Below are 22,440 nucleotides of genomic sequence, written 5' to 3' on the forward strand. Positions count from 1 at the left end.
GAGTATGAGTTGATGGATCGGCCGGATCAAACCACCCATTTCGGCTTCAGGGACGTGCCCCTGGGCGAGAAGCAGACGCTGGTGAACGAGGTGTTTCACAGCGTGGCGTCGCGCTACGACCTGATGAACGATCTGATGTCGGTGGGCCTGCACCGGGCCTGGAAGGACGTCATGATCACCACGCTCGACCCGCCGAAGGGCGACCGGCCGTTCGCGCTGCTCGACGTCGCCGGCGGTACCGGCGACATCGCGTTCCGGGCGGCCAAGACCGCGGGCACCGGCTTCCATGCCACGGTCTGCGACATCAATACCGACATGCTCGCCGTCGGCCGCGAACGCGCCACGAGGCAGCACCTCGATGACCGGGTGTCGTTCGTCGAGGGCAATGCCGAGGCGTTGGGCTTCGCCGATCGTTCGTTCGACGCCTACACCATCGCGTTCGGCATCCGCAACGTGCCGCAGATCGACCTCGCGCTGCGGGAGGCCTACCGGGTGCTCAAGCCCGGCAGCCGCTTCCTGTGCCTGGAATTCTCCACCGTCGACGTGCCCGGCCTCGACCGGATCTACGACCTGTTCTCCTTCAAGGTGATCCCGCCGCTCGGCCGCGCCGTCACCGGTGATGCCGAGTCCTATCAATATCTCGTCGAGTCGATCCGCAAATTCCCGCGGCCGAACGCGTTCGCCGAAATGATCGGCGCCGCCGGCTTTGCGCGCGTGAAGTGGCAGAGCCTCTCCGGCGGCATCGTGGCGCTGCATTCGGGCTGGCGTTTGTGATCTCTGCACTGACCCACATTGCGCGCCTTGCCCGCGCCGGTTTCGTGTTTGCGCGCGAGGGCGTGTTCGGCGTCGTCGATCCTTCGCTGGTGCCGCCGCCCGGGCAGCTTGCGTTGAAGCTGGCGCGGCTGATCGAGCGCCGCTCCGCAAAATCCGGTCCGCGGCTGTCGCGCGCGCTGACCCGGCTCGGGCCCGCCTATCTCAAGCTCGGGCAATTCCTCGCCACCCGGCCCGACGTGGTCGGCGTGGCGATGGCGCGCGATCTCGAAGCCCTGCAGGACCGGCTGCCGCCATTCGCGCAGGAAGAGGCCGAAGCCGTCCTCACGCAATCGCTGGAACGGCCGCTGTCGCAGGCCTTTGTGCAACTGGGTCCGGCGGTTGCCGCAGCCTCGATCGCGCAGGTGCATCGCGCCGAGGTCGAGCGCGACGGCGTGCGGCATCAGGTTGCGGTCAAGGTGCTCCGGCCCAATGTCGCCGCGCGCTTCCGCCGCGACCTCGGCGACTTCTTCTTTGTCGCGCACAAGGCGGAAGCACATTCCGCCGAGGCGCGGCGTCTGCGGCTGATCGAGGTCATCAACACGATGTCGCGCTCGGTCGCGATGGAGATGGACCTGCGGCTCGAGGCGGCCGCGCTGTCCGAGATGGCCGAGAACACCCGCGACGATCCGGACTTCCGGGTGCCCGCGGTGGATTGGGATCGCACCGCCCACAGCGTGCTGACGATGGAGTGGATCGACGGCATCGCGCTGAACGATCACGCCCGATTGGCGCAGGCCGAGGTCGACCTGCCGGACCTCGGCCGCAAGGTGATCCAGAGTTTCCTGCGTCACGCGCTGCGCGACGGCTTCTTCCATGCCGACATGCATCCGGGCAACCTGTTCCTCGACGAGGCCGGCCGGCTGGTCGCGGTCGATTTCGGCATCATGGGGCGGCTTGGGCTGAAGGAGCGGCGCTTCCTCGCCGAGATCCTGCTCGGCTTCATCACCCGCGACTATCGCCGCGTCGCCGAGGTGCATTTCGAGGCCGGCTATGTGCCGGGCCACCATTCGGTGGAGAATTTCGCGCAAGCGATCCGCGCCATCGGCGAGCCGATCCACAACCGCACCGCCGAGGAAATCTCGATGGCGAAGCTCTTGACGCTTCTGCTCGAGGTCACCGGGCTGTTCGACATGCAGACGCGGCCCGAACTGATCCTGCTGCAGAAAACCATGGTGGTGGTCGAGGGCGTCGCGCGCGGCTTCGACCCCAAGCTCGACATCTGGAAGATCGCAGACCCCGTGGTGCGCGAATGGATCACGCACAATCTCGGCCCGGCCGGACGCATCCAGGGCGCGCTATCGGGCGCGGGCGAACTCGGCCGCATCGTCGCCAACCTGCCGTCGATTGCCAACCGCGCCGTGACCGTGCTCGAGCAGCTGGAGACCATGACGCGGGAGGGCCACATGCTGTCGTCCGATTCGATCGACGAAATGGCCCGCGCGGAGGCCCGCAAGGCGCGGGTGCAGACCGTCGGCCTCTGGGTCATCGCCGCCGCCCTGATCGCAATCTTTTTCGCTATCCGCGCACACTGATTGCAATGCATGCACTATGTGATAGCATCGCTATCATATTTGAGCATGATGCTGGGGGCACGCCATGGCCAGCCTGACCATCCGCAAACTCGACGACACGCTGAAGGCCTATCTGCGGCTTCGCTCCGCCAGGAACGGGCGCTCGGTCGAGGAGGAGATCCGGGTGATCCTCCGGGACCTCGCAGAGGGCGGTACGGAGCCCGCGGAGACGCCCCGCGCGGGTTCCCCGACGGCTGCAGCCCCTGCTCCACGGGTCACCAGCGCGACCGGCGAGCCCAGGGTGACCCTGATCATCGGTGGCGGGATCGCGGCCTACAAGGCGCTGGATTTGATCCGGCGGCTCAAGGAGCGGCACATCCAGGTCCGCTGCGTGCTGACCAAGGCGGCCCAGCAATTCGTGACCCCGCTGGCCGCCAGCGCGCTGTCACATGAGCGGGTCTACACCGACCTGTTCGACGCCGAGAGCGAGTTCGACGCCGGTCATATCCGCCTGGCGCGGGACTGCGATCTGATCGTGGTGGCACCGGCAACCGCCGACCTGATGGCCAAGATGGCGCAAGGCCATGCCGACGATCTGGCCACCGCCACGCTGCTGGCGGCCAACCGGCCGATCCTGCTGGCACCGGCGATGAACCCGCTGATGTGGAACAATCCGGCCACCCGCCGCAACGTGCTGCAGCTCCGCCGCGACGGCGTCCACACTGTCGGTCCCAATGCGGGAGAAATGGCGGAAGCCGGCGAAGCCGGCGTCGGGCGGATGGCCGAGCCGACCGAGATCGCCGCCGCCGCCGACCGCATGCTGCGGCCGCCGCAGCCGCGCCCGCTGGCCGGCAAGCGCGTGCTGATCACGGCCGGCCCGACCCATGAGGCGATCGATCCGGTTCGCTACATCGCCAACCGTTCATCCGGCAAGCAGGGCTTCGCCATCGCCGCCGCCGCGCGCGCCGCCGGCGCCGAGGTCGTGCTGGTGACCGGCCCGGTCGAGCTCGGCGACCCCCAGGGCATCTCCGTCATGCGGGTAGAGTCCGCGCGCGACATGCTGCACCGGGTCGAGGCCGCGCTGCCGGTCGACGTCGCGATCTTTGCCGCCGCGGTCGCCGACTGGCGGGTCGCCACCGAAGGCAGCCAGAAACTGAAAAAGACCTCAGCCGGGATGCCGCCGCTGCAGCTCGTCGAGAATCCCGACATCCTGGCGACAATCTCCAAGCTGAAGGAGAAGCGGCCGCCGCTGGTGATCGGCTTTGCCGCCGAGACCGAGCATCTGATCGAGAACGCCAAGGCGAAGTTCGCGCGCAAGGGCTGCGACTGGATCGTCGCCAACGACGTCTCGCCGGCAACCGGCGTGATGGGCGGCGACCGCAACACCGTTCATCTGCTCTCGCGCGAGGGCAAGGATGTCACCGTCGACTCCTGGCCTGTGATGACCAAGGAAGAAGTCGCGAGCGCGCTGGTATCGCGCATCGCAAGAGCTGTAGGAACCGCATCGTGAGCGCCACCATCAAGGTCGAAGTCCACCAATTGCCGCATGGCGCGGACCTTCTGCTGCCGATCTATCAGACCGCCGACGCCGCCGGGCTCGACCTATTGGCCGCGGTGCCGCGGTCGGCGCCGCTGCTGCTGCTGCCGGGCCGCTACGAGATGGTTCCGACCGGGCTGACGATCGCGCTGCCGCCGGGCTATGAGGCGCAGGTGCGGCCGCGTTCCGGCCTCGCCGCCAAATACGGCGTCACGGTGCTGAACTCGCCCGGCACGATCGACGCCGACTATCGCGGCGAGATCAATGTGCTCCTGATCAATCACGGCCAGGAGGTGTTTTCGATCCGGCGCGGCGAGCGCATCGCGCAAATGGTGATCGCGCCGGTCACCCGGGCCGAGCTGGTTCCGGTCGACGTGCTGTCACCGACTGATCGCGGCAGCGGCGGCTTCGGCTCGACCGGACGCTAGAAGGCGACCAGAGAAGTGTGCGGCCATCTCCGGGAGATCACGCTTCGGGCGCGCTCTCCGCGCGAATACGGAGTCAATTCGCGTAAAATCCACATCAGCCGCCGCATTTTTTCACAGCGGATTCTGCGTTCACGGTCTGGACTCTTACTCGCCGAGTCCGGTTGGGACTATTCTGGATTGATTCGAGCGCGACGGGGGTCTTCGTCGGGCTGTTGGGTCCTGCTTGGGCATGATCCCCGGACAGACGTTATACGTTTGCCGTGGGGGATACCGGTCTCCTGTTTTCCGGATCATGCCTTAAGGTTTGTGCGTTCTGGGGCAACATATGTCGGGCGTAGTCGCGGCAATGCGTCGAACCCTGCTGTCATGCACCTCACTGGCGCGCGACGGCATGCTTGGGCTCGCCATCACCGCATTGCTGCCGGCCCGCACGTCCTTTGCCGCTGAAAGCCTGGTCGCCCAGGCGATGTCGGATCATTTCGGCTTCAATCATCAGGAGGTCGCGGTTCTCGCGACGTCGTTCGCGCTGGTTGGCTTCTCGGTCTTCGCTGCGATCCTTTTGATGCGGACCCGCCTGCGCGCCACAAGGAACGAGGAGCAGCTGCAGTCCGAGATCACCGACCTGCAGGCGCAATCGGACCGGCTGCGCGCGCTGTTGTTCGTCGAACCGCAGGTCCTGATCTCCTGGGCCGCGGGCGACAACCGGCCGCAGATCTCGGGCGACGTCTCGCTGGTGATGTCGCAGGAAAGCGCGCCGCAACGCATCCTCGCCTTCGGAACCTGGCTGCCGCCCGAACCGGCGCTGCAGATGGACCACGCGGTCGACGCGTTGCGCGAGAAGGGCGAGGCATTCCTGCTCAACCTCTCGACCTCGGCCGGCCGCGCCATCGAGGCGATGGGCCGCGCGATCGGCGGCCAGGCCATCGTGCGGATCCGCGAGCTCGGCGGCCTGCGCCGCGAACTCGCCGAATCCAACCTGCGCTACAAGACGCTGCAGGAGGAGACCGAGCTGCTGCGCGATTTCGCCGCCGCCGCGCCATGGCCGATCTGGGCCAAGAGCCTCGAGGGCAACCTGCGCTATGCCAACGCGGCCTATGTCCGCGCCACCGAGGGCAAGAGCGTGTCGGACGCGCTGCAGCGCAACCTCGAACTGCTCGAAAGCGACCAGCGCACCGAATTGACCCGCGCGCTGAACGACAATGCCAATTACGCCGCACGGCTGCCGATCGTCGTCAGCGGCGAGCGGCGGATCTACGACGTGCAGGCGCTCAAGCTCTCCGGCGGCAGCGCCGGCATCGCGATCGACGCCAGCGAAGCTGCGGCGCTGCGCGCGGCGATCGCGCGGATGGTCGAAGCGCACCGGCGCACCCTCGATCAGCTATCCTCGGGCGTCGCCGTGTTCGATGCCGACCGGCGGCTCACCTTCTACAACGAGTCCTATCGGCGGCTATGGGGCCTCGACCAGGCCTTCCTCGACAGCAATCCCGACGATTCCAGCGTGCTCGACCGGCTGCGCGCCAACCGCAAGCTGCCCGAGCAGCCGGACTTCCGCGCCTGGAAGGCCAAGCTGCACGAGGCCTATCGCGCGGTCGAAATCCGAGACCTATACCTGGTTCCTGCCCGACGGCCGCGCCATCAGCGTCGTCACCACGCCAAACCTCGAGGGCGGCGTCACCTATCTGTTCGACAACGTCACCGAGAGCCTCGACCTCGCGCGCCGCTATGACCGCCTGACCCGGGTGCAGCGCGAAACTCTCGACAATCTCGGCGAAGCGGTCGCGGTGTTCGGCAGCAACGGCCGCGCCGAGCTGTTCAACCCGCCCTTCGCCAAGATGTGGAAGCTACCGGCCGATGCGCTGCAGGGCGAACCGCATATCGAGGCGGTGGAAGCGCTGTGCCGGCCGCTGCTCGACGACGCGCTGACCTGGCGGACGCTGCGCGAGCAGATCACCGCGATCGAGAACCGCGCCCAGGTCGCGCTCAAGCTCGAGCGCAAGGATGGCAGCGTGCTGAATTGCATGACCATCCCGCTGCCCGACGGCAAGACCTTGCTGGCCTTCCAGGACATCACCGACACCGAGAATGTCGAGCGCGCGCTGCGCGAGCGCAACGAGGCGCTGGAAGCCGCCGACCAGATGAAGGTGGATTTCGTCCACCACGTCTCCTACGAGCTGCGCGCGCCGCTCACCACCATCATCGGCTTCGCGCATTTCCTCAGCGATCCTTCGACCGGACCGCTGACGTCGAAGCAGGCCGAATATCTCGACTACGTCACCAAATCGACCAACGCGCTGCTGGCGCTGACCAACAACATTCTCGATCTCGCCACCATCGACGCCGGCGCGATGAAGCTCGAGCTCGGCCCGGTCAATATCGGCCAGGCGATCGAGGCCGCCGCCGAGGGCATCCAGGACCGCCTTGCAACCGACCGCATCACGCTGAAGGTCGATATCGAGCCCAACATCGGCGCCTTCGTCGGCGACGAGCGGCGCGTGGTGCAGGTGCTCTACAATCTGCTCGCCAACGCGGTCGGCTTCTCGCCGCATGACGCCACCGTCACGATCAGCGCACACCGCACCGAGCACAGCGTGGTGTTTTCGGTGACCGACGCCGGTCCCGGCATTCCGGCCGAGATGCGCGACAAGGTGTTCAACTGGTTCGAGAGCCATTCGCACGGCTCGCGGCACCGCGGCGCGGGGCTCGGCCTGTCGCTGGTCCGCTCCTTTGTCGAACTGCATGGCGGACGGGTGCGCGTCGATTCGACCGTAGGCCGCGGCACGACCGTGACCTGCGACTTCCCGATCGACCAGACCGCGCATCGCAACGCTGCGGAATGACGGCGACCTCGACATTCTCGGTGGCACTCGCGAACGAAACCGCGACGGCCGAGCTGATGGCCGACCTCGCGCTCTTGATCGGCGCCGGCGACGTCATCACGCTTTCGGGCGACCTCGGCGCCGGCAAGACCGCGGCCGCACGCGCGCTGATCCGCTACCTCGCCGCCGACGATACGCTGGAAGTGCCGAGCCCGACCTTCACGCTGGCGCAGAGCTACGAGCTGCCGTCGTTTCCGCTGGTTCATGCCGACCTCTATCGCATCAACGATGCCAGCGAACTCGAGGAGCTCGGGCTGTCGCCGTTGCCCGACGACATCGTGGCGCTGATCGAATGGCCGGAACGCGCGCCGGACGCCATGCCCACTGATCGCATCGACATCGCGTTCAGCCACCGCCCGGCGCTCGGATCGGCCGCACGCGCGGCCGAGATCACCGGCCATGGCAAAGGCGCGGCGAAGGTTGCGCGGCTCAACGAGCTGCGCCAATTCCTCGAGCGCGGCGGCTTCCTCAACGCCCGGCGCGAGCGCATGCCGGGCGATGCCTCGACGCGCTCCTATGCGCGGCTGCGCAACGACGACGGCAGCGTCATCCTGATGAACTCGCCGCGCCGCCCCGACGGCCCGGCGATCTACAACGGCCGGTCCTACAGTGCAGCGGTGCATCTCGCCGAAGATGTCAGGCCGTTCGTCGCCATCGGAAACGGCCTGCGCAAGCACGGCTTCTCCGCACCCGCGATCCGCCACATCGATCTCGAATCCGGCTTCCTGATCACCGAGGATCTCGGCGCCGAAGGCGTGATCGAGGGCGATCCGCCGCGGCCGATCGTCGAACGTTACGAAGCCGCCGTGGACATGCTGGCGGCGCTGCATCGCGAGGTGCTGCCGGAGCGGCTGCCGGTGACATCAGACGAGAGTTACGACATCCCGGTGTTCGATATCGACGCCTGGCTGATCGAGATCGGGCTGATGCTGGAATGGTACTTGCCCGACCGCGGCGTGCAGCCGGACGAGGAGCTCCGCACCGAATTCCTCGGGATGTGGCGCGGGCTTCTGCAGAAACCCGCCGCGGCGCGGCAGACTTGGGTGATCCGCGACTTCCATTCGCCGAACATCATCTGGCTTGCCGAGCGCACCGGCATTCTGCGCGTCGGAATCATCGACTTCCAGGACGCGCTGCTCGGCCCCGCGGCCTACGACGTGGTGTCGCTGCTGCAGGATGCGCGGATCGACGTGCCCGAGCAGCTCGAGCTGTCGCTCTTTGACGCGCTACATCAAGGCGCGGCGCGCGACCGACGAGAACTTCGATCCCGCAGGGTTCGCCGAGCTCTATGCGACCATGTCGGCGCAGCGGAACACCCGCCTGCTCGGCACCTTTGCGCGGCTCAACCGCCGCGACGGCAAGCCGCAATATCTGAAGCATCAGCCGCGGATCTGGACCTACCTGGAACGGTCGCTGGCCCATCCGGCATTGGCTACCTTTCGCATCTGGTACACAGCCAACGTCCCTCCCCCAGTACCTTAGTTTACGGGTTATTAGCCTTGGGTCTCCTAAAGTTGCGAAGGCCGCATTTCATCCAGGACGCGGCCGGATCGGGAGCAGGACCACACGATGGGGACGGAACGACGCAGGGGCGATCGTGTCACGTTTGAGCGCGGCATAGCCGCGCACATGATGGGCATTGACGGCACCTGGCGGCGCGACTGCACCATGGAAGACGTGTCGGAGACGGGCGCCAAGCTCTCCGTCGACGGCTCGGTCGAGGGCCTGAACCTGAAGGAGTTCTTTCTGCTGCTGTCGTCCACAGGATTGGCCTATCGCCGCTGCGAGCTGGCGTGGGTCAATGGCGACCAGATCGGCGTCAACTTCCTCAAACAAGGCGACAAGAAGAAGAAAACTGCCAAACGCGGCGCGCAAGCTGCCGACGTCTAGGCCCGTTGCCGTCTTACGGCCGTCATGTCCCGTGACTATGGCGTCTGATCGATGCGCTTGCCGAATCGCCGTGATATGATCGGCGCCGAGAGATGATGACCGAGAATATCAGGAAAATGCCCGTCACTCCCCACAAGGCTATGGTGCTCGCTGCGGGCCTCGGCGTGCGCATGCGCCCCCTGACCGACACGATGCCGAAGCCGCTGGTGAGCGTCGCCGGCCAGCCGCTGCTCGACCATGTGCTCGACAAGCTTGCCGGCGCCGGCGTCACCGAAGCGGTCGTGAACGTGCATTACCTGCCCGACCAGATCATCGAGCACGTCAAGACCCGCAGCCGCCCGCGCGTGATCATCTCCGACGAGCGCGACCAGGTGCTCGGCACCGGCGGCGCGGTGGTGAAGGCGCTGCCGCTGCTCGGTGATTCGCCGTTCTTCCATCTCAATGCCGACACGATGTGGATCGACGGCGTGCGCTCCAATCTGGCGCGGCTGGCGGAAGCCTTCGATCCCGCGCGGATGGATATTCTGCTGCTGATGGCGCCGACCGCCTCGAGCATCGGCTATAGCGGCCGCGGCGACTATTCGATGTTGCCCGACGGCGCGCTGCGCAAGCGGCGGGAGAACCAGGTGGTGCCGTTCGTCTATGCCGGCGCCGCGATCATGTCTCCTGCGCTGTTCGCCGACGCGCCCGCCGGCGAATTCTCACTGACCAAGATGTTCGACCGCGCCAACGAGCAGGAGCGGCTGTTCGGCCTGCGCCTCGACGGCGTCTGGATGCATGTCGGGACCCCCGATGCAATCCAGGCCGCGGAGGAAGCTTTCCTGGAAAGCGTCGCTTAGAGCCTGATGAGATCAGGTTGAGCTAGAACGGCGTCGCAAGTTCACCTCTCCCTTGGGAGAGGTCGATTTGCGCAGCATATCGGGTGAGGGGTTACGGTCTATCGAGAGAGCAAGGGCCCTCACCCGGATTGCACTGGACGATGCTTCGCATCGCCAGGCGCAATCCGACCTCTCCCCAATGGGGAGAGGTGAACCGAGACCGCGCCAAGCCGATTCGACCAAAACTCGTCCCGCTTTAGGCAAAGCTGTCTTAGCCATCGCTGTCGATGGCGAGCACTGCAAAACTCGCGAGCCAGTGCTCGCCCATATAGTCGCTGGCGATATGCGGCAGGCCGGCGTCGAGATGGCCTCGCGCAGCATCCTGCAGGATCGGGCGCCGCGCATCGCCCTCCGGCAACGCGCCGGCCAGCGCGCGCCAGCACCATGCCCGGCTGAGATTGAGCCCATCGAGATGCGCCAGCTTGCCATCCGACCGATCGGTGACCGTTGCGGGCCGGAACAGAGTTGCGGGCGCGCGTTGCGCGAGCCGCGGCAGGAAGCGGTCGAACCAGGGCAGGAAGTCGCCCGGCGCCAGCAGCCGGCGCATGCACTCTGCTTCGATCAGTGCAGACGACTGGAAATCATCACCGCTCGGCTCACCCCAGGCGGGACAATCCTGATCGGCGCCGTACCAGCGCAACGCGGTCTCACGCAACAGCGCGTCGAACGCATCGTCCTGCGTCGCCGCGGCGTAGTCGGCGGCCATGCGAAGCCCGAACGCGGTGTTGAAATGCGTGCCGACCCGCACCGGATAGGTGGCGAGCGGCAGGAAATCGCGGAAGCGCTGCGCGAAGATTGCGGCAAGTGGCGCGATCCGCTCCCGCCATCGCGTCTCATCGAGCAACGAGAGTTCTGTTGCGAGCTTCAACAGCCAGCCCCAGCCGTAAGGCCGCTTGAAGCCGCGCGCCATCGGGGCCGAGAGATAGGTGCATTCGGCCGCGACCTTCTCCGTGACGAACTGCGCGTCGAACAGGGTGCGGATATCGTCCGCCGCTTCTGACGCCGGATAGCGGTTAAGCAGCCGGGCGAGCATCCAGTAGCTATGGACGCAGGAGTGCCAATCGTAGCTGCCGAAGAACACCGGATGCAGCTCGCGCGGCGTGCGTGCGTCCTGCGGCCCTGCCAGCACATGATCCGGCTTGTTCGGATATTCGCGGCCGACATGGCCGAGCGCGATGCGGGCGAAACGGACGGCGAGGTCTTCGGTCAGGATCGTCTCGCTCATGATGAGGCTTTCTCCTTTCGCTCGCGCCGAACCAGCATCTCGATCAGGCGCGGCATCATATAGATCGGAAACTGCGTGGCCGCGAAGAACAGCGCCGTCATCGGCGACACCGCCGCGCCCATCGCCGACCAGACCAGTCCGACGTTGCGGTTGCTCAGAATGAGGCCCGTGGTCAACCGCTCGGCCAGCGGGCCCAGCGTGAGCACCGCGCCAAGCGCTTGCAGCGCGAGATTGCAGGCGAAGGCAAGGCCGACCAAGGTCAGCGCGGTGGCCGGCTGCGCTGCGATCTGCGCACGCACCCCGGCCATGGTGGCAATGGCGAACAGCAACAGTGAGGCGACCACAAGCGCGTCGATGGTGCGCGAATGCCGCGCCAATTGTGCAGCGGCCTGACGGCGCAGCAGCAACGCCAGCCGCGCGGCGAGCGCCAGCGGATCGAGCGCAAGATCGGCAAATCCCGCTGCGATCAGCGGAACCGTGATCGGGGCCAGCGCCATCGACAGCAGCGTCACGGCCAATGGAACGGTCGCGTCGAAGCCGAGCATGCGCGCGACTGCCGCCGTGCCGGTCGATGGCGGCGCGCACACCGACAGCACCAATGCAACGATCAACTCCGGCCGAAATCCGGCGCCGCGCGCCGCGAAGCCGACCGCAAGCGGACAAGCCAGCATCGCCAGCGCCGGCAACAGCAGCGAGACCAGCGGACGCCCCAGCGCACGCCGGAACGCCGCGCCGTCGACCTGGAGAAAGGTCCCGAGAACCAGGACGAAGATCGCTGCCGCCATCAGCGGGCGCACGCTGTCCGCCAGGGCCGGGAAAGCCAGCCCGGCCAGCACGCCGATGATCAGCAAGGTCGGCCCGCGCGGCATCAGCTTCGCGAATGATCGTCCCAAGTCTGAACGTCTCAAGTCTTCCCGCCTCATCGTCGTGTCAGTCGCAATCGTAGGCTTGTGCAAATCATTGTTGAAATCGATTATTGGTATAAGCATTATTGCTGTGATGAATTTAGCCGCCGTCGATCTCAACCTGCTGGTCGCCTTCGAGGCGCTGATGGAGGAGCGCCACGTCACCCGTGCGGCCGAGCGCATTGGCCTCGCCCAGCCGTCGATGAGCAGCGCGTTGCGCAGGCTGCGCGCGCTGTTTGCGGACGAACTGTTCCTGCGCGCCGGCGCGGGCATGCAGCCGACCGAGAAGGCCCTGGCGCTGGCGGGGCCTATCGGAGAGGCGTTGCGGCAAATCAGGGGCGCACTGGCGCCCGATCCGGGCTTCGATCCGGCCACCGCGCGAAGGCGCTTCACCATCGCAGCGACCGACTACGGCGACCTCGTTCTGGTGCCGGAACTGAGCCGCTTGTTGCGCATGGAAGCCCCGGGCATCGACCTTGCCGTGCGCCCGCTGACTGACACGACGGCGGCCCTGGCCAAGCTCGAGCGCGCCGAACTCGATGCGCTGATCGGCGGCCATCTGCCGGGCTCGCCCCGCTGCGTCCGGCACCGGCTGTTCGAGGAACGCTTCGTCTGCATCCGCGATGGCGCGCGCGCGAGCCGATCCGAGGCTCTCAGCCTGGAGGATTACGCGACCCTGCCGCACGCGTTGTTCTCCGCGGCCGGCGGCGATGGGCTGCCGAGCGTGATCGACGCGCTGCTGGCGCGCCATCGGCTGAAACGACGGGTGGCCGTGACGCTGGCGCATGTGGTGGCCGTTCCCTTCGCCGTGGCCGGCACCGATCTCATCGCCACGATGGCCGAGCGCGTGGGCCGCCGCTTCACGCATCTCGCCGAAATTGCCGTCGTGATGCCGCCGATCGACATCCCGGCCTTCGCAATCGACCTGATCCATACAGTCCGCGCGGCTGAAGATCCGGCGCTGCGCTGGTTCCTGGATGCCGTCGATCGCTGCGCCGCCCGGCTACGATAATCAGCGGTGATGGCCGACCCGCAGGGGTGGCTAACGACGGCCGCAGCTCCCTATATTGGCGCCTGATTCGAACCAGGCAGCCCATGCGCGTTTTCAGCGTTCCCGTTTCTGCGCCGTTCCTGCGCACCGTCATTTCGGCGCTGGTCGATGGCCGGCTGGTCGCGGGATTCGAGGCGCAGAGCGATCCGGCAAAGCTCGCCGGCGCCACGCTCTATCTGCCGACCCGCCGCGCCGGACGGCTGGCGCGCGAGATCTTCCTCGATGTGCTGGATTCCGACGCCGCGGTGCTGCCGCGCATCGTCGCGCTCGGCGAGATCGATGAGGATGAGCTTGCGTTCGCCGACCAGGGCGACGATGTCGGCGGCACTGCGCCGCTGGAGATCCCGCCGAGACTCGGCGAGCTCGAGCGCCGGTTGACGCTGGCGCATCTGGTCGCGGCCTGGGCGAAGACGCCAGTGTCGGCGCCGCTGGTGGTCGGCGGCCCGGCCTCGACGCTGCAGCTCGCCGGCGACCTGGCGCGGCTGATGGACGACATGGTGACGCGCGGCGTCGACTGGCGCGCGCTCGACCGCCTGGTGCCGGACCAGCTCGACAAATACTGGCAGCATTCGCTCGACTTCCTGCGCATCGCGCGCGACGCCTGGCCGAACTACCTCAAGGAGATCGGCCGGATCGAGCCCGCGGCGCGCCGCGATCAGCTGATCGAGGCGGAAGCGGCGCGGCTGACCGCGCATCACGCCGGCCCGGTGATCGCGGCCGGTTCGACCGGCTCGATGCCGGCGACCGCAAAATTCCTCCACGCGGTGGCCAAGCTTCCGAACGGCGCCGTGGTGCTGCCTGGGCTCGACACCGATCTCGACGAAGATTCCTGGGACACGATCGGCGGCGAGCGCGGCGACGACGGCAGGTTCACCACACCGCCCTCGTCCAACCACCCGCAATTCGCGATGCACGCGTTGCTCGACCGCTTCGGCATCAAGCGCCGTGACGTCGAGAGCCTTGCTGAGCCTGCGCCGCTCGGCCGCGAGGTGCTGGTGTCGGAGACGATGCGGCCGTCGACCGCGACCGCGCAATGGCACGACCGGCTGGAACGGCCCGAGATCGTGGCGCGGATTTCCGCCGGGATGACCAATCTCACGGTGGTCGAAGCCCCCAATCCGGAAATGGAAGCGCTGGCGATCGCGGTTGCGATGCGCGAGGCGCGGCATCTCGGCAAATCGGCTGCGCTGGTGACGCCGGATCGCGCGCTGGCACGCCGCGTGATGGCCTCGCTGACGCGCTGGAAGCTGGAGTTCGACGATTCCGGCGGCGATGCGCTGATGGAAACGCCGGCCGGTGTGTTCGCCCGCCTCACCGCGGAGGCCGCGGCCAAGGGGCTTGAGCCGCCGACCTTGCTCGCGCTGCTCAAGCATCCGCTGTTCCGGCTCGGCGGCGCCCATGGCGCGCTGAAGCGTGCGATCGAGGTGCTGGAGATCGCGTTGCTCCGCGGCACGCGGCCGCAAGCTGCGACCAGCGGCCTCGCGCGCGACTTCGCCCGCTTCCGCGCCGAACTCGTCAAACTCAATAGCGGCGAAACTTCCTCGCTGCATCGACAGGAGCAACGCGCACGGTTGCGGGACCGCGAACTCGATCAGGCACAGGCCCTGATAGATAAGCTTCAAGCGGCGCTGGCGCCGCTGGAAGGCATGGCCTCGTCAAAGCCCCATGATTTCGCCGAGCTGGCGGCGCGTCACCGCGAGGCGCTGATCGCACTGTCGGCCGACCAGAACGGCGTCGCAATGGTGTTCGAGGAGCGCGCCGGGGCTTCGCTCGCGTCCGCCTTCGACGAGCTGCTCGCCAAGCAGCAGCCGAGCGGGCTGATGACGCCGCTGTCAGATTATCCCGAGGTGTTCCAGACCGCGTTCGCCGACCGCATGGTGCGGCGGCCGGAATCGGCGCGCGCGCAGCTCAACATTTTCGGCCAGCTCGAAGCACGTCTGACCGAGTCGGATCGCGTCATCCTCGGCGGTCTGGTCGAGGGCGTCTGGCCGCCGGCGCCGCGGGTCGATCCGTGGCTGAGCCGGCCGATGCGGCACGAGCTCGGGCTCGATCTCCCCGAACGGCGCATCGGCCTCTCCGCGCACGACTTTGCGCAGCTGCTCGGCCATGACGAGGTGATCCTCACCCACGCCGCCAAGGTCGGCGGCGCGCCGGCGGTGGCCTCGCGCTTCCTGCATCGGCTCGAAGCCGTTGCGGGCGAAGCGCGCTGGAAGGCGGCGATATCCGCCGGCGAGACTTACGTGCAATATGCCGCGGAGCTCGACCGGCCACGATGCGGTCCAGCCGATCCCGCAGCCGGAGCCGCGGCCGCCGCGCGAGGCGCGGCCGCTGAAAATGTCGGTCACCGCGATCGAGGACTGGCTGCGCGATCCCTACACGATCTATGCGCGCTACATCCTGAAGCTCGACCCGCTCGATCCCGTCGACATGCCGCTGTCGGCGGCCGATCGCGGCTCCGCAATCCACGAATCGCTCGGCGAGTTCACACAGGTTTATGCCGACGCGCTGCCTGACGACATCAAGAGCGCGCTGCGCGACATCGGGGCCAAGCATTTTGCGCCACTGATGGAGCGGCCCGAAGCGCGCGCGCTGTGGTGGCCACGCTTCCAGCGTATCGCGGCGTGGTTTTCCGAATGGGAGCAGGCGCGGCGCGGTAACATTGATTCGATCAAGGCCGAGATTCGCGGCGAGATCGGTATTCCGCTTGACGCTACGAGGACATTCACGCTCTCCGCGCGCGCCGACCGCATCGAGCGCCGCGACGACGGCAGCTTTGCGATCCTCGATTACAAGACCGGCCAGCCGCCGACCGGCAAGCAGGTGCGCATGGGCCTGTCGCCGCAGCTGACGCTGGAAGCCGCGATCCTGCGCGAGGGCGGCTTTGCCGATATTCCAGCCGACTCATCGGTCGGCGATCTCGTCTATGTCAGGCTGAGCGGCAACAACCCGCCGGGCGAGCAGCGTTCGCTGGAATTGAAGATCAAGACCAACGACACGCCGCAGCCGCCCGATGAAGCCGCCGACAGTGCGCGGCGCAAGCTGGAGGCCTTGATTCGCGCCTTCGACGACGAGCAGCAGGCCTACACCTCGCTGAACCTCTCGATGTGGGCGAACCGCTACGGCGCCTATGACGACCTCGCGCGCATCAAGGAATGGTCCGCCGCCGGCGGCCTGGGGATCGAGGAATGGTGAAGGCCATCAGACCCATCCCGCCGGCGGTGCGCGACGCGCAGGCGCGCGCGTCCGATCCGAAGGCGTCGACCTTCGTGTCGGCCAACGCCGGCTCCGGCAAGACGCATGTGCTGGTGCAGCGCGTGATCCGCCTGCTGCTATCAGGCGTGCCGCCGGAGAAGATCCTCTGCATCACCTTCACCAAGGCCGCCGCGGCCAACATGGCCGAACGCGTGTTCACGACGCTGGGCCACTGGGTGACGCTCGACGACACAGCGCTCGATACCGCGATCCGCGAGGCCGGCATCGTGCATCCATCCGCCTCGCTGCGGCGCGAGGCGCGCAAGCTGTTTGCCTGCGCGCTGGAAACGCCCGGCGGGTTGAAGGTGCAGACCATCCACGCGCTGTGCACCCGTCTGCTGCAACAGTTTCCGTTCGAGGCCAACGTGCCGGCGCGCTTCGCTGTGCTGGACGACCGCGACCAGAACGAGATGATGGAACGCGCCAATCTCGCGGTGTTCCTCGAGGCGTCGCGGATTCCCGACAGTCCCATCGGCCGCGCGCTGCGGACGGCGATGGCAAGCGCGGCCGACGTCACCTTCAAGGACGTGGTCCGCGAGGCGTGCCTCAGCCGCGATCATTTCATGGGCTGGACCGATGCCGCCGGCAGCGCCGCGGCCGCCGCCGCGCAGATGTCGGCCGCGCTCGGCGTCTCCTCCGATATCCGTATCGAGGATGTCGAGCGCGAGATCGTCGACGGTCCGAACCTGCAGCGGTCGAGCTGGAAGGAGATGGCGACGCTGCTCGACACCAGCAGCAAGGCGGATCAGAAGCAGGCCGAACGGCTGCGGGCGGCGCTGACCTTCACCGGCGCAGCCCAGGTCGATGAATATCTCGGCGTCTTCCTGACCGATGACCGCGCGCCGCGTGCGTCTGTCGTCACCAACAATTTCATCAAGAAGAATGCCGTCGCAGGCCACAGGTTCGAGGCGGAGGTCGACCGGCTTGGTCCCCTGATCGAGCGCCGCCGCGCCGTAGTCGCGCGCGACCGCACCGAGGCGCTGATCCATATCGCGACCGCCGCGGCCGCGCACTACCGGCGCGAAAAGCTGGAACGCGGCCTGCTCGATTATGACGATCTGATCGACAAGACGCTGGCGATGCTGGACCGCGTCTCCTCCGGCTGGGTGCACTACAAGCTCGACCGCGGCGTCGATCACGTGCTGATCGACGAGGCGCAGGATACGAGCCCACGGCAATGGGACATCGTCGCGCACATCATCTCGGAATTCACCTCCGGCGCTGGCGCGCGCGACGGCCTGGTGCGCACCGTGTTCGCGGTCGGCGACGAGAAGCAGTCGATCTTCTCGTTCCAGGGCGCAGCACCGCGCGAATTCGACCTACGGCGGCGCGAGCTGAAGCGGCGCTTCGAGGAAGCCGGGCTGAAATTCGATCCGGTGTCGTTCACCTATTCGTTCCGCTCGGGACCGGTGATCCTGCATTCGGTCGACCATGTGTTCCGTGAGCAGGAGATCTTCCGCAGCATTCATGCGGTCGAGAACGGTTATCCGATCCACAATGCGATGGCCGATGCCGGCCCCCAGCCTGATCGAGCTGTGGGATCTCGCGGTCGCGGACGACCGCCAGGACATCGAGGGCTGGCGCGCGCCGTTCGACGGCGTCGCGGTGACCAGCCCCGAGGTAAAACTCGCGCGGCGCATCCAGACCGAGATCAAGCACCTCGTCAGCAGCGGCACCATGACCGGCAGCGTCGGCGGGCGGCGGCCATTGCGTTACGGCGATATGCTGATCCTGGTGCGGCGGCGCGGCAACGCGTTCGACGCGGTGATCCAGGCGCTGAAGCACGCCAACATTCCGGTCGCCGGCGCCGACCGGCTGAAGCTGACCGAGCACATCGCGATCATCGACCTGATGAACCTCGCCGACGCGCTGCTGCTGCCGCAGGACGACCTCGCGCTCGCGGTGGCGCTGAAGAGCCCGCTGTTCGGCCTCACCGACGACGATCTGTTCAAGCTGGCGTATCAGCGCCGCGGCACGCTGCGCGAGGCGCTGGCCGCGCAGGCGCCGACCGATGAACGCTTTTCAGCCGCGCTGCGCCGCCTCGAACAATGCGAGCGCCGCTTCACCCAGGAGACGCCGTTCGCATTCTACGCCTGGCTGCTCGGCGGCGACGGCGGGCGGGCGCGCATCCTGCGTCGGCTCGGCCACGAGGCCAACGACGCGCTCGACGAATTCCTCGAGCTCGCGCTGAGCTATGAGCGCAAGGCGCCGGCCTCGCTGCAGGGCTTCGTCGCCTGGCTGCGCGCCGCCGACACCGAGGTGAAGCGCGACATGGAGATTTCGCGCGACGAGGTTCGCGTCATGACCGTGCACGGCGCCAAGGGCCTCGAGGCATCGGTGGTGTTCCTGGTCGACACCACGACCTCGCCGTCCGACACGCAGCGGCTGCGGCTGATCCATCTGCCGCAGGGCAACGCCGCGCCGAACGCGCCCGGCGTCGTGGTGTGGGCCGGCAAGAAGGCCGAGGATCCCCCTAATGTCGCCGATGCGCGCAAGGCGATGCTCGGCGACACCGAGGACGAATATCGCCGCCTGCTCTATGTCGCGATGACCCGTGCGGCCGACCGGCTGATCGTCGGCGGCTGCATGCCCGGCAACATGAACACGGTACGGAAATCCTCCTGGTACGATCTGATTACCAAGGGGCTCGCCAATGCCGGGCTCAAGCTCGAGGAGATCAAGACGCCGGCCGGCAAGGTGATGCGCTATTCGCGGCCGGATGACGTCGCCGATCTCACCGGCGCTGCTGCATCAACGGCCGCAGAGCGGATCGCGCTGCCGTCCTGGCTGCGGACGGCGGCTGCACCTGAAGCGTCCGCAATGGGCGTGCTCCGCCCGTCCGATCCGGCGGACGGCGACAGCCATCCGATACGAACCGGCGAATCGGTGCTGCTGCGCGCCCGTGCTCTGCAACGCGGCACGCTGGTGCATCGCCTGCTGCAATCGTTGCCCGAAATTGCCGCCGAGCGGCGGCCCGCCGCCGCGCTCGGCTACCTCGCGCGCAACGCCGACGGCTGGAGCGCAGAGGAGCAAGCCGCGCTCGCAGACCAGGTGCTGGACTTGATTGCCGATCCGCGTTTCGCCGCCGTGTTCGCGCCCGGCAGCCGCGCGGAGGTCTCGATCGTCGGACGGCTGGAGCGACCGGGCCAGCCGAAGGCGCTGGTCTCAGGCCAGATCGACCGGCTGGTGGTGACGCCAACCGACGTCCTGATCGTCGATTTCAAGACCAACCACGGCCCGCCCAAGACCGTTGCCGAGGCGCCGCGGGGCTATGTCCGGCAGCTCGCGCTTTATCGGGCCGTGCTGGCGAAGCTTTATCCCCAACTGCCCGTCCGGGCGGCGCTGCTTTGGACCGAAACACCTGAAATCATGGAGATTTCGGCCTCCGCGCTGGACGCCGGGCTGGCATAAGATCATGTCAATGTGACCGAGCTTGACCCGGCAAGGGGGCGTTCATAGGTTTGACCCATGCTCCCCGGGCGCGATTCTCCGCCGCGCCCTTTTGTCTCAACCGAACGAGGTACTCGCATGGCCGTTGGCAAGGTTTCTGACGCCGATTTCGAAGCCGAAGTGCTCAAGGCGACCGGGCCGGTGGTCGTCGACTTCTGGGCCGAGTGGTGCGGACCCTGCCGCATGATCGCGCCCGCTCTCGATGAAATTTCCGGCGCGATGGGCGACAAGGTCAAGATCGTGAAGCTCAACGTCGACGAGAGCCCGAAGACCGCGTCGAAATATGGCGTGATGTCGATCCCGACCCTGATGATCTTCAAGGGCGGCGAGATGGCGTCCCGTCAGGTCGGCGCCGCGCCGAAGGCCAAGCTGCAGCAGTGGATCACCGCTGCGGTCTGATCTGTTTCGCATTAGCTGATTTGTGCAAACGGCCGGCGAGAAGCCGGCCGTTTTGTTTTACCTGATCCATCCCGTCGCCAGCGCCGAGGCGAGCTCGGCTTGACCATTGCGCCGCGCCAGCGCTGCCATCGCCGCGTGATCGTAGGGGATGTGGCGGAAGGTCACGTCCCAGTCGCCATCAACCTTTTCAAGAATCGCGTAACGCGCATCCGGCGAACCCGCCTCCACCACATGCGGATGCGGCTTACCGGCGCGATAGCCGGGTGAGCCGATGCTGCCGGGATTGACGATCAGCCGCCCATCGCGAAGCCGCACGGCTCGCGCGGCATGGGTGTGCGCGCAAAGGATCAGCGATTGCGTCAGGCCGGCCGCCCGCGCCTCGATCGATTCCAGCGTGGACATGCAGACTTCGCCGCCCGGCAGCACGGTGTCGAGCCAGTAGGTCTCGTCATCCTGGGGCGTCGCGTGACAGAGGAAAACCGCGTCGCGATAGACCGCATTCGCCGGCAGGGTGCGCAGCCAGTCGAGATGCTGCGGCTCGAGCTGCGTATAGGTCAGCCGCTCCCATGAGCCCATTTTCTCGTGCGGACGGTCGATGAGATAGCGGTCGTGATTGCCGAGCAGATGGACGGCATCGAGCTGCATCAGCACGTCGATGGTCGGCCGGAGCGTCGAGCGGCCCGCTCACCATGTCGCCGAGGTCGACGATGTCGGAAATTCCCTGCGCCCGGATATCCGACAGCACCGCTTCAAGTGCGAGATGGTTGCCGTGGATGTCGGCGATCGCAGCAAAACGCATGACGTCTCGTCCTCCCTGAAGCGTTTTCGAGCGAAGTGGGTACCGGTTCGCGTGAAGAAAACGCGTCAAACGAAAATCCAGAGTCCATTCCGTTCCGATTCAATCAGAACGGAATGGGCTCTGGTGCGCACCGCATCCGGGACGCGGGACCACTTATGCAGGAGGCGTGCCGTTGGCCGCAAGCACTGGACCCGCCAGGTACAACGAGCCGGTGATCAGGATGCGCGGCGGCACCTCGTAGGCCAGCGTGGCAAGCCGTTGCAACGCGGCGTCGACACCGGATGCGATCTCGACCCGCATGCCGAGCGCACGCGCGGCATCGGCGAGCTTGTCCGGCGCCATGCCGTTGTCGCGGCCGGGCACCGGGACCGCGATGATGTGGCGCGTCAGTCCGGCGAAATTGGCGAGGAAGGCATTGGCATCCTTGTTGGCCATCATGCCTGTGATCACGACCAGCGGCCGCGACACCCGCTCCTCGAGATCGCCGAGTGCAGCGGCTGCAACGCGGCCGCCTTCGGCATTGTGCCCGCCATCGAGCCAGACCTCGGAGCCCTGCGGGCCCTGACAGACAAGCGCACCGGAAACGAGCCGCTGCATCCGCGCCGGCCATTCCGCATTGACGATGCCGGCCTCATAGGCCGCGATGTTGAGCCTGAAGGTGTCGATCGCACGCAAGGTCGCAATCGCGAGGCCCGCATTATCGAACTGGTGCCGGCCGAACAGTCTTGGCGCAGCGAGATCCATCAGTCCGCGCTCGTCCTGATAGACCAGCCGGCCGCGCTCGACGCCGACATGCCATTGCTGTCCGGCGGCATGCAGCGGCGCGCGCATGCGCCTCGCTTCCGCCTCGATCACGGCCATCGCGTCCGGCGCCTGCTCGGCAGAGACCACCGGCACCTTGCGCTTGATGATCGCGGCCTTCTCGCCGGCGATCAAAGTCAGCGTATCGCCGAGGAATTCCATGTGATCCATGCTGACCGGCGTGATCACCGAGGCCAGCGGCGTCTCGACCACATTGGTCGAATCCAGCCGGCCGCCGAGGCCGACCTCAAGCAGCGCGACATCGGCCGGATGCTTCGCGAACAGGCAGAACGCGACTGCGGTTTCCATTTCGAAGATGGTGATGGGGTTGCCGGCGTTGATGCGCTCGCAATGCTCGAACGTCGTGCGCAGCTCGTCGTCACCGACGAGCTTGCCACTGCCCGTGGCACCCAGCCGGTAGCATTCGTTGAGCCGCACCAGATAGGGCGAGGTGAAGACGTGCACGCGCAGACCGGCGGCTTCGAGGATCGCGCGCAGATAGGCGATCGTCGAGCCCTTGCCGTTGGTGCCCGCGACATGGATCACCGGCGGCAACTTGCGCTCGGGATGATCGAGCCGCTCCATCAGGCCGCGCATGCGATCGAGGCTGAGATCGATGCGCTTC

The 22,440-nt window shown here is 67.0% G+C and carries 11 protein-coding genes and 5 pseudogenes; 12 read left to right on the plus strand and 4 right to left on the minus strand.

All coding sequences use genetic code 11. The annotated features are described in order from the left end of the window. Window positions 1-12: 12 nt before the first annotated feature. The 8 genes and pseudogenes from ubiE (at window position 13) to ACVWW1_RS29795 (ending at window position 9,894) form a co-directional block, all read left to right on the plus strand. On the plus strand, window positions 13-774 hold the full coding sequence (gene ubiE / locus ACVWW1_RS29760) for a bifunctional demethylmenaquinone methyltransferase/2-methoxy-6-polyprenyl-1,4-benzoquinol methylase UbiE (RefSeq protein ID WP_176534658.1): 762 nt from the start codon (window positions 13-15) through the stop codon (window positions 772-774). Further along, window positions 771-2,345 carry a 2-polyprenylphenol 6-hydroxylase gene (ubiB, locus tag ACVWW1_RS29765; protein WP_456658357.1) on the plus strand — a complete coding sequence of 525 codons (1,575 nt, stop codon included), beginning with the start codon at window positions 771-773 and terminating at the stop codon, window positions 2,343-2,345. Before ubiE ends, ubiB begins: the two co-directional genes overlap by 4 nt. 64 nt (window positions 2,346-2,409) lie before the next feature. Then, a complete protein-coding gene (gene coaBC, locus ACVWW1_RS29770; protein WP_456658358.1) occupies window positions 2,410-3,834 on the plus strand; it encodes a bifunctional phosphopantothenoylcysteine decarboxylase/phosphopantothenate--cysteine ligase CoaBC in 1,425 nt (474 codons plus the stop codon). Continuing rightward, window positions 3,831-4,289, plus strand: coding sequence for a dUTP diphosphatase (gene dut / locus ACVWW1_RS29775; RefSeq protein WP_342708754.1), 459 nt, complete (start codon window positions 3,831-3,833; stop codon window positions 4,287-4,289). Before coaBC ends, dut begins: the two co-directional genes overlap by 4 nt. Before the next feature lie 325 nt (window positions 4,290-4,614). Then, window positions 4,615-7,126, plus strand: a pseudogene (locus ACVWW1_RS29780) (ATP-binding protein). After that, window positions 7,123-8,647: pseudogene (gene tsaE / locus ACVWW1_RS29785) on the plus strand (tRNA (adenosine(37)-N6)-threonylcarbamoyltransferase complex ATPase subunit type 1 TsaE). Before ACVWW1_RS29780 ends, tsaE begins: the two co-directional pseudogenes overlap by 4 nt. A gap of 87 nt (window positions 8,648-8,734) precedes the next feature. Next, a complete protein-coding gene (locus ACVWW1_RS29790; RefSeq protein WP_176534653.1) occupies window positions 8,735-9,055 on the plus strand; it encodes a PilZ domain-containing protein in 321 nt (106 codons plus the stop codon). A 116-nt stretch (window positions 9,056-9,171) separates the two neighbouring features. Further along, complete coding sequence (locus ACVWW1_RS29795; protein WP_456660704.1) at window positions 9,172-9,894, plus strand: nucleotidyltransferase family protein; 723 nt, start codon at window positions 9,172-9,174, stop codon at window positions 9,892-9,894. Between the two features lie 250 nt (window positions 9,895-10,144). On the opposite strand, the gene ACVWW1_RS29800 is transcribed toward ACVWW1_RS29795, so the two are convergent. After that, the gene (locus ACVWW1_RS29800) at window positions 10,145-11,158 is read right to left on the minus strand and encodes a DUF2891 domain-containing protein (protein WP_456658359.1); all 1,014 of its coding nucleotides are present in this window, start codon (window positions 11,156-11,158) and stop codon (window positions 10,145-10,147) included. Continuing rightward, window positions 11,155-12,027 carry a hypothetical protein gene (locus ACVWW1_RS29805; RefSeq protein WP_456658360.1) on the minus strand — a complete coding sequence of 291 codons (873 nt, stop codon included), beginning with the start codon at window positions 12,025-12,027 and terminating at the stop codon, window positions 11,155-11,157. Before ACVWW1_RS29805 ends, ACVWW1_RS29800 begins: the two co-directional genes overlap by 4 nt. Between ACVWW1_RS29805 and ACVWW1_RS29810 the strand changes: the two genes are divergently transcribed. From ACVWW1_RS29810 to trxA, 4 genes and pseudogenes are all read left to right on the plus strand, one after another. Beyond that, the gene (locus ACVWW1_RS29810; protein ID WP_456658361.1) at window positions 11,999-13,075 is read left to right on the plus strand and encodes a LysR family transcriptional regulator; all 1,077 of its coding nucleotides are present in this window, start codon (window positions 11,999-12,001) and stop codon (window positions 13,073-13,075) included. The two genes, ACVWW1_RS29805 and ACVWW1_RS29810, sit on opposite strands and share 29 nt — an antisense overlap. An 83-nt stretch (window positions 13,076-13,158) precedes the next feature. Beyond that, a pseudogene (gene addB / locus ACVWW1_RS29815) lies at window positions 13,159-16,306 on the plus strand (double-strand break repair protein AddB). After that, window positions 16,300-19,777, plus strand: a pseudogene (addA, locus tag ACVWW1_RS29820) (double-strand break repair helicase AddA). The pseudogenes addB and addA overlap by 7 nt, the downstream one beginning before the upstream one ends. Window positions 19,778-19,894: 117 nt before the next feature. Continuing rightward, complete coding sequence (gene trxA, locus ACVWW1_RS29825) at window positions 19,895-20,215, plus strand: thioredoxin (RefSeq protein WP_016847387.1); 321 nt, start codon at window positions 19,895-19,897, stop codon at window positions 20,213-20,215. A 57-nt stretch (window positions 20,216-20,272) separates the two neighbouring features. Here the strand turns inward: trxA and ACVWW1_RS29830 are convergent. Next, window positions 20,273-21,014, minus strand: a pseudogene (locus ACVWW1_RS29830) (metallophosphoesterase family protein). Between the two features lie 153 nt (window positions 21,015-21,167). Beyond that, the gene (locus ACVWW1_RS29835) at window positions 21,168-22,412 is read right to left on the minus strand and encodes a bifunctional folylpolyglutamate synthase/dihydrofolate synthase (protein WP_456660705.1); all 1,245 of its coding nucleotides are present in this window, start codon (window positions 22,410-22,412) and stop codon (window positions 21,168-21,170) included. Window positions 22,413-22,440: the final 28 nt, after the last annotated feature.

This window comes from Bradyrhizobium sp. JR3.5, assembly GCF_054057015.1.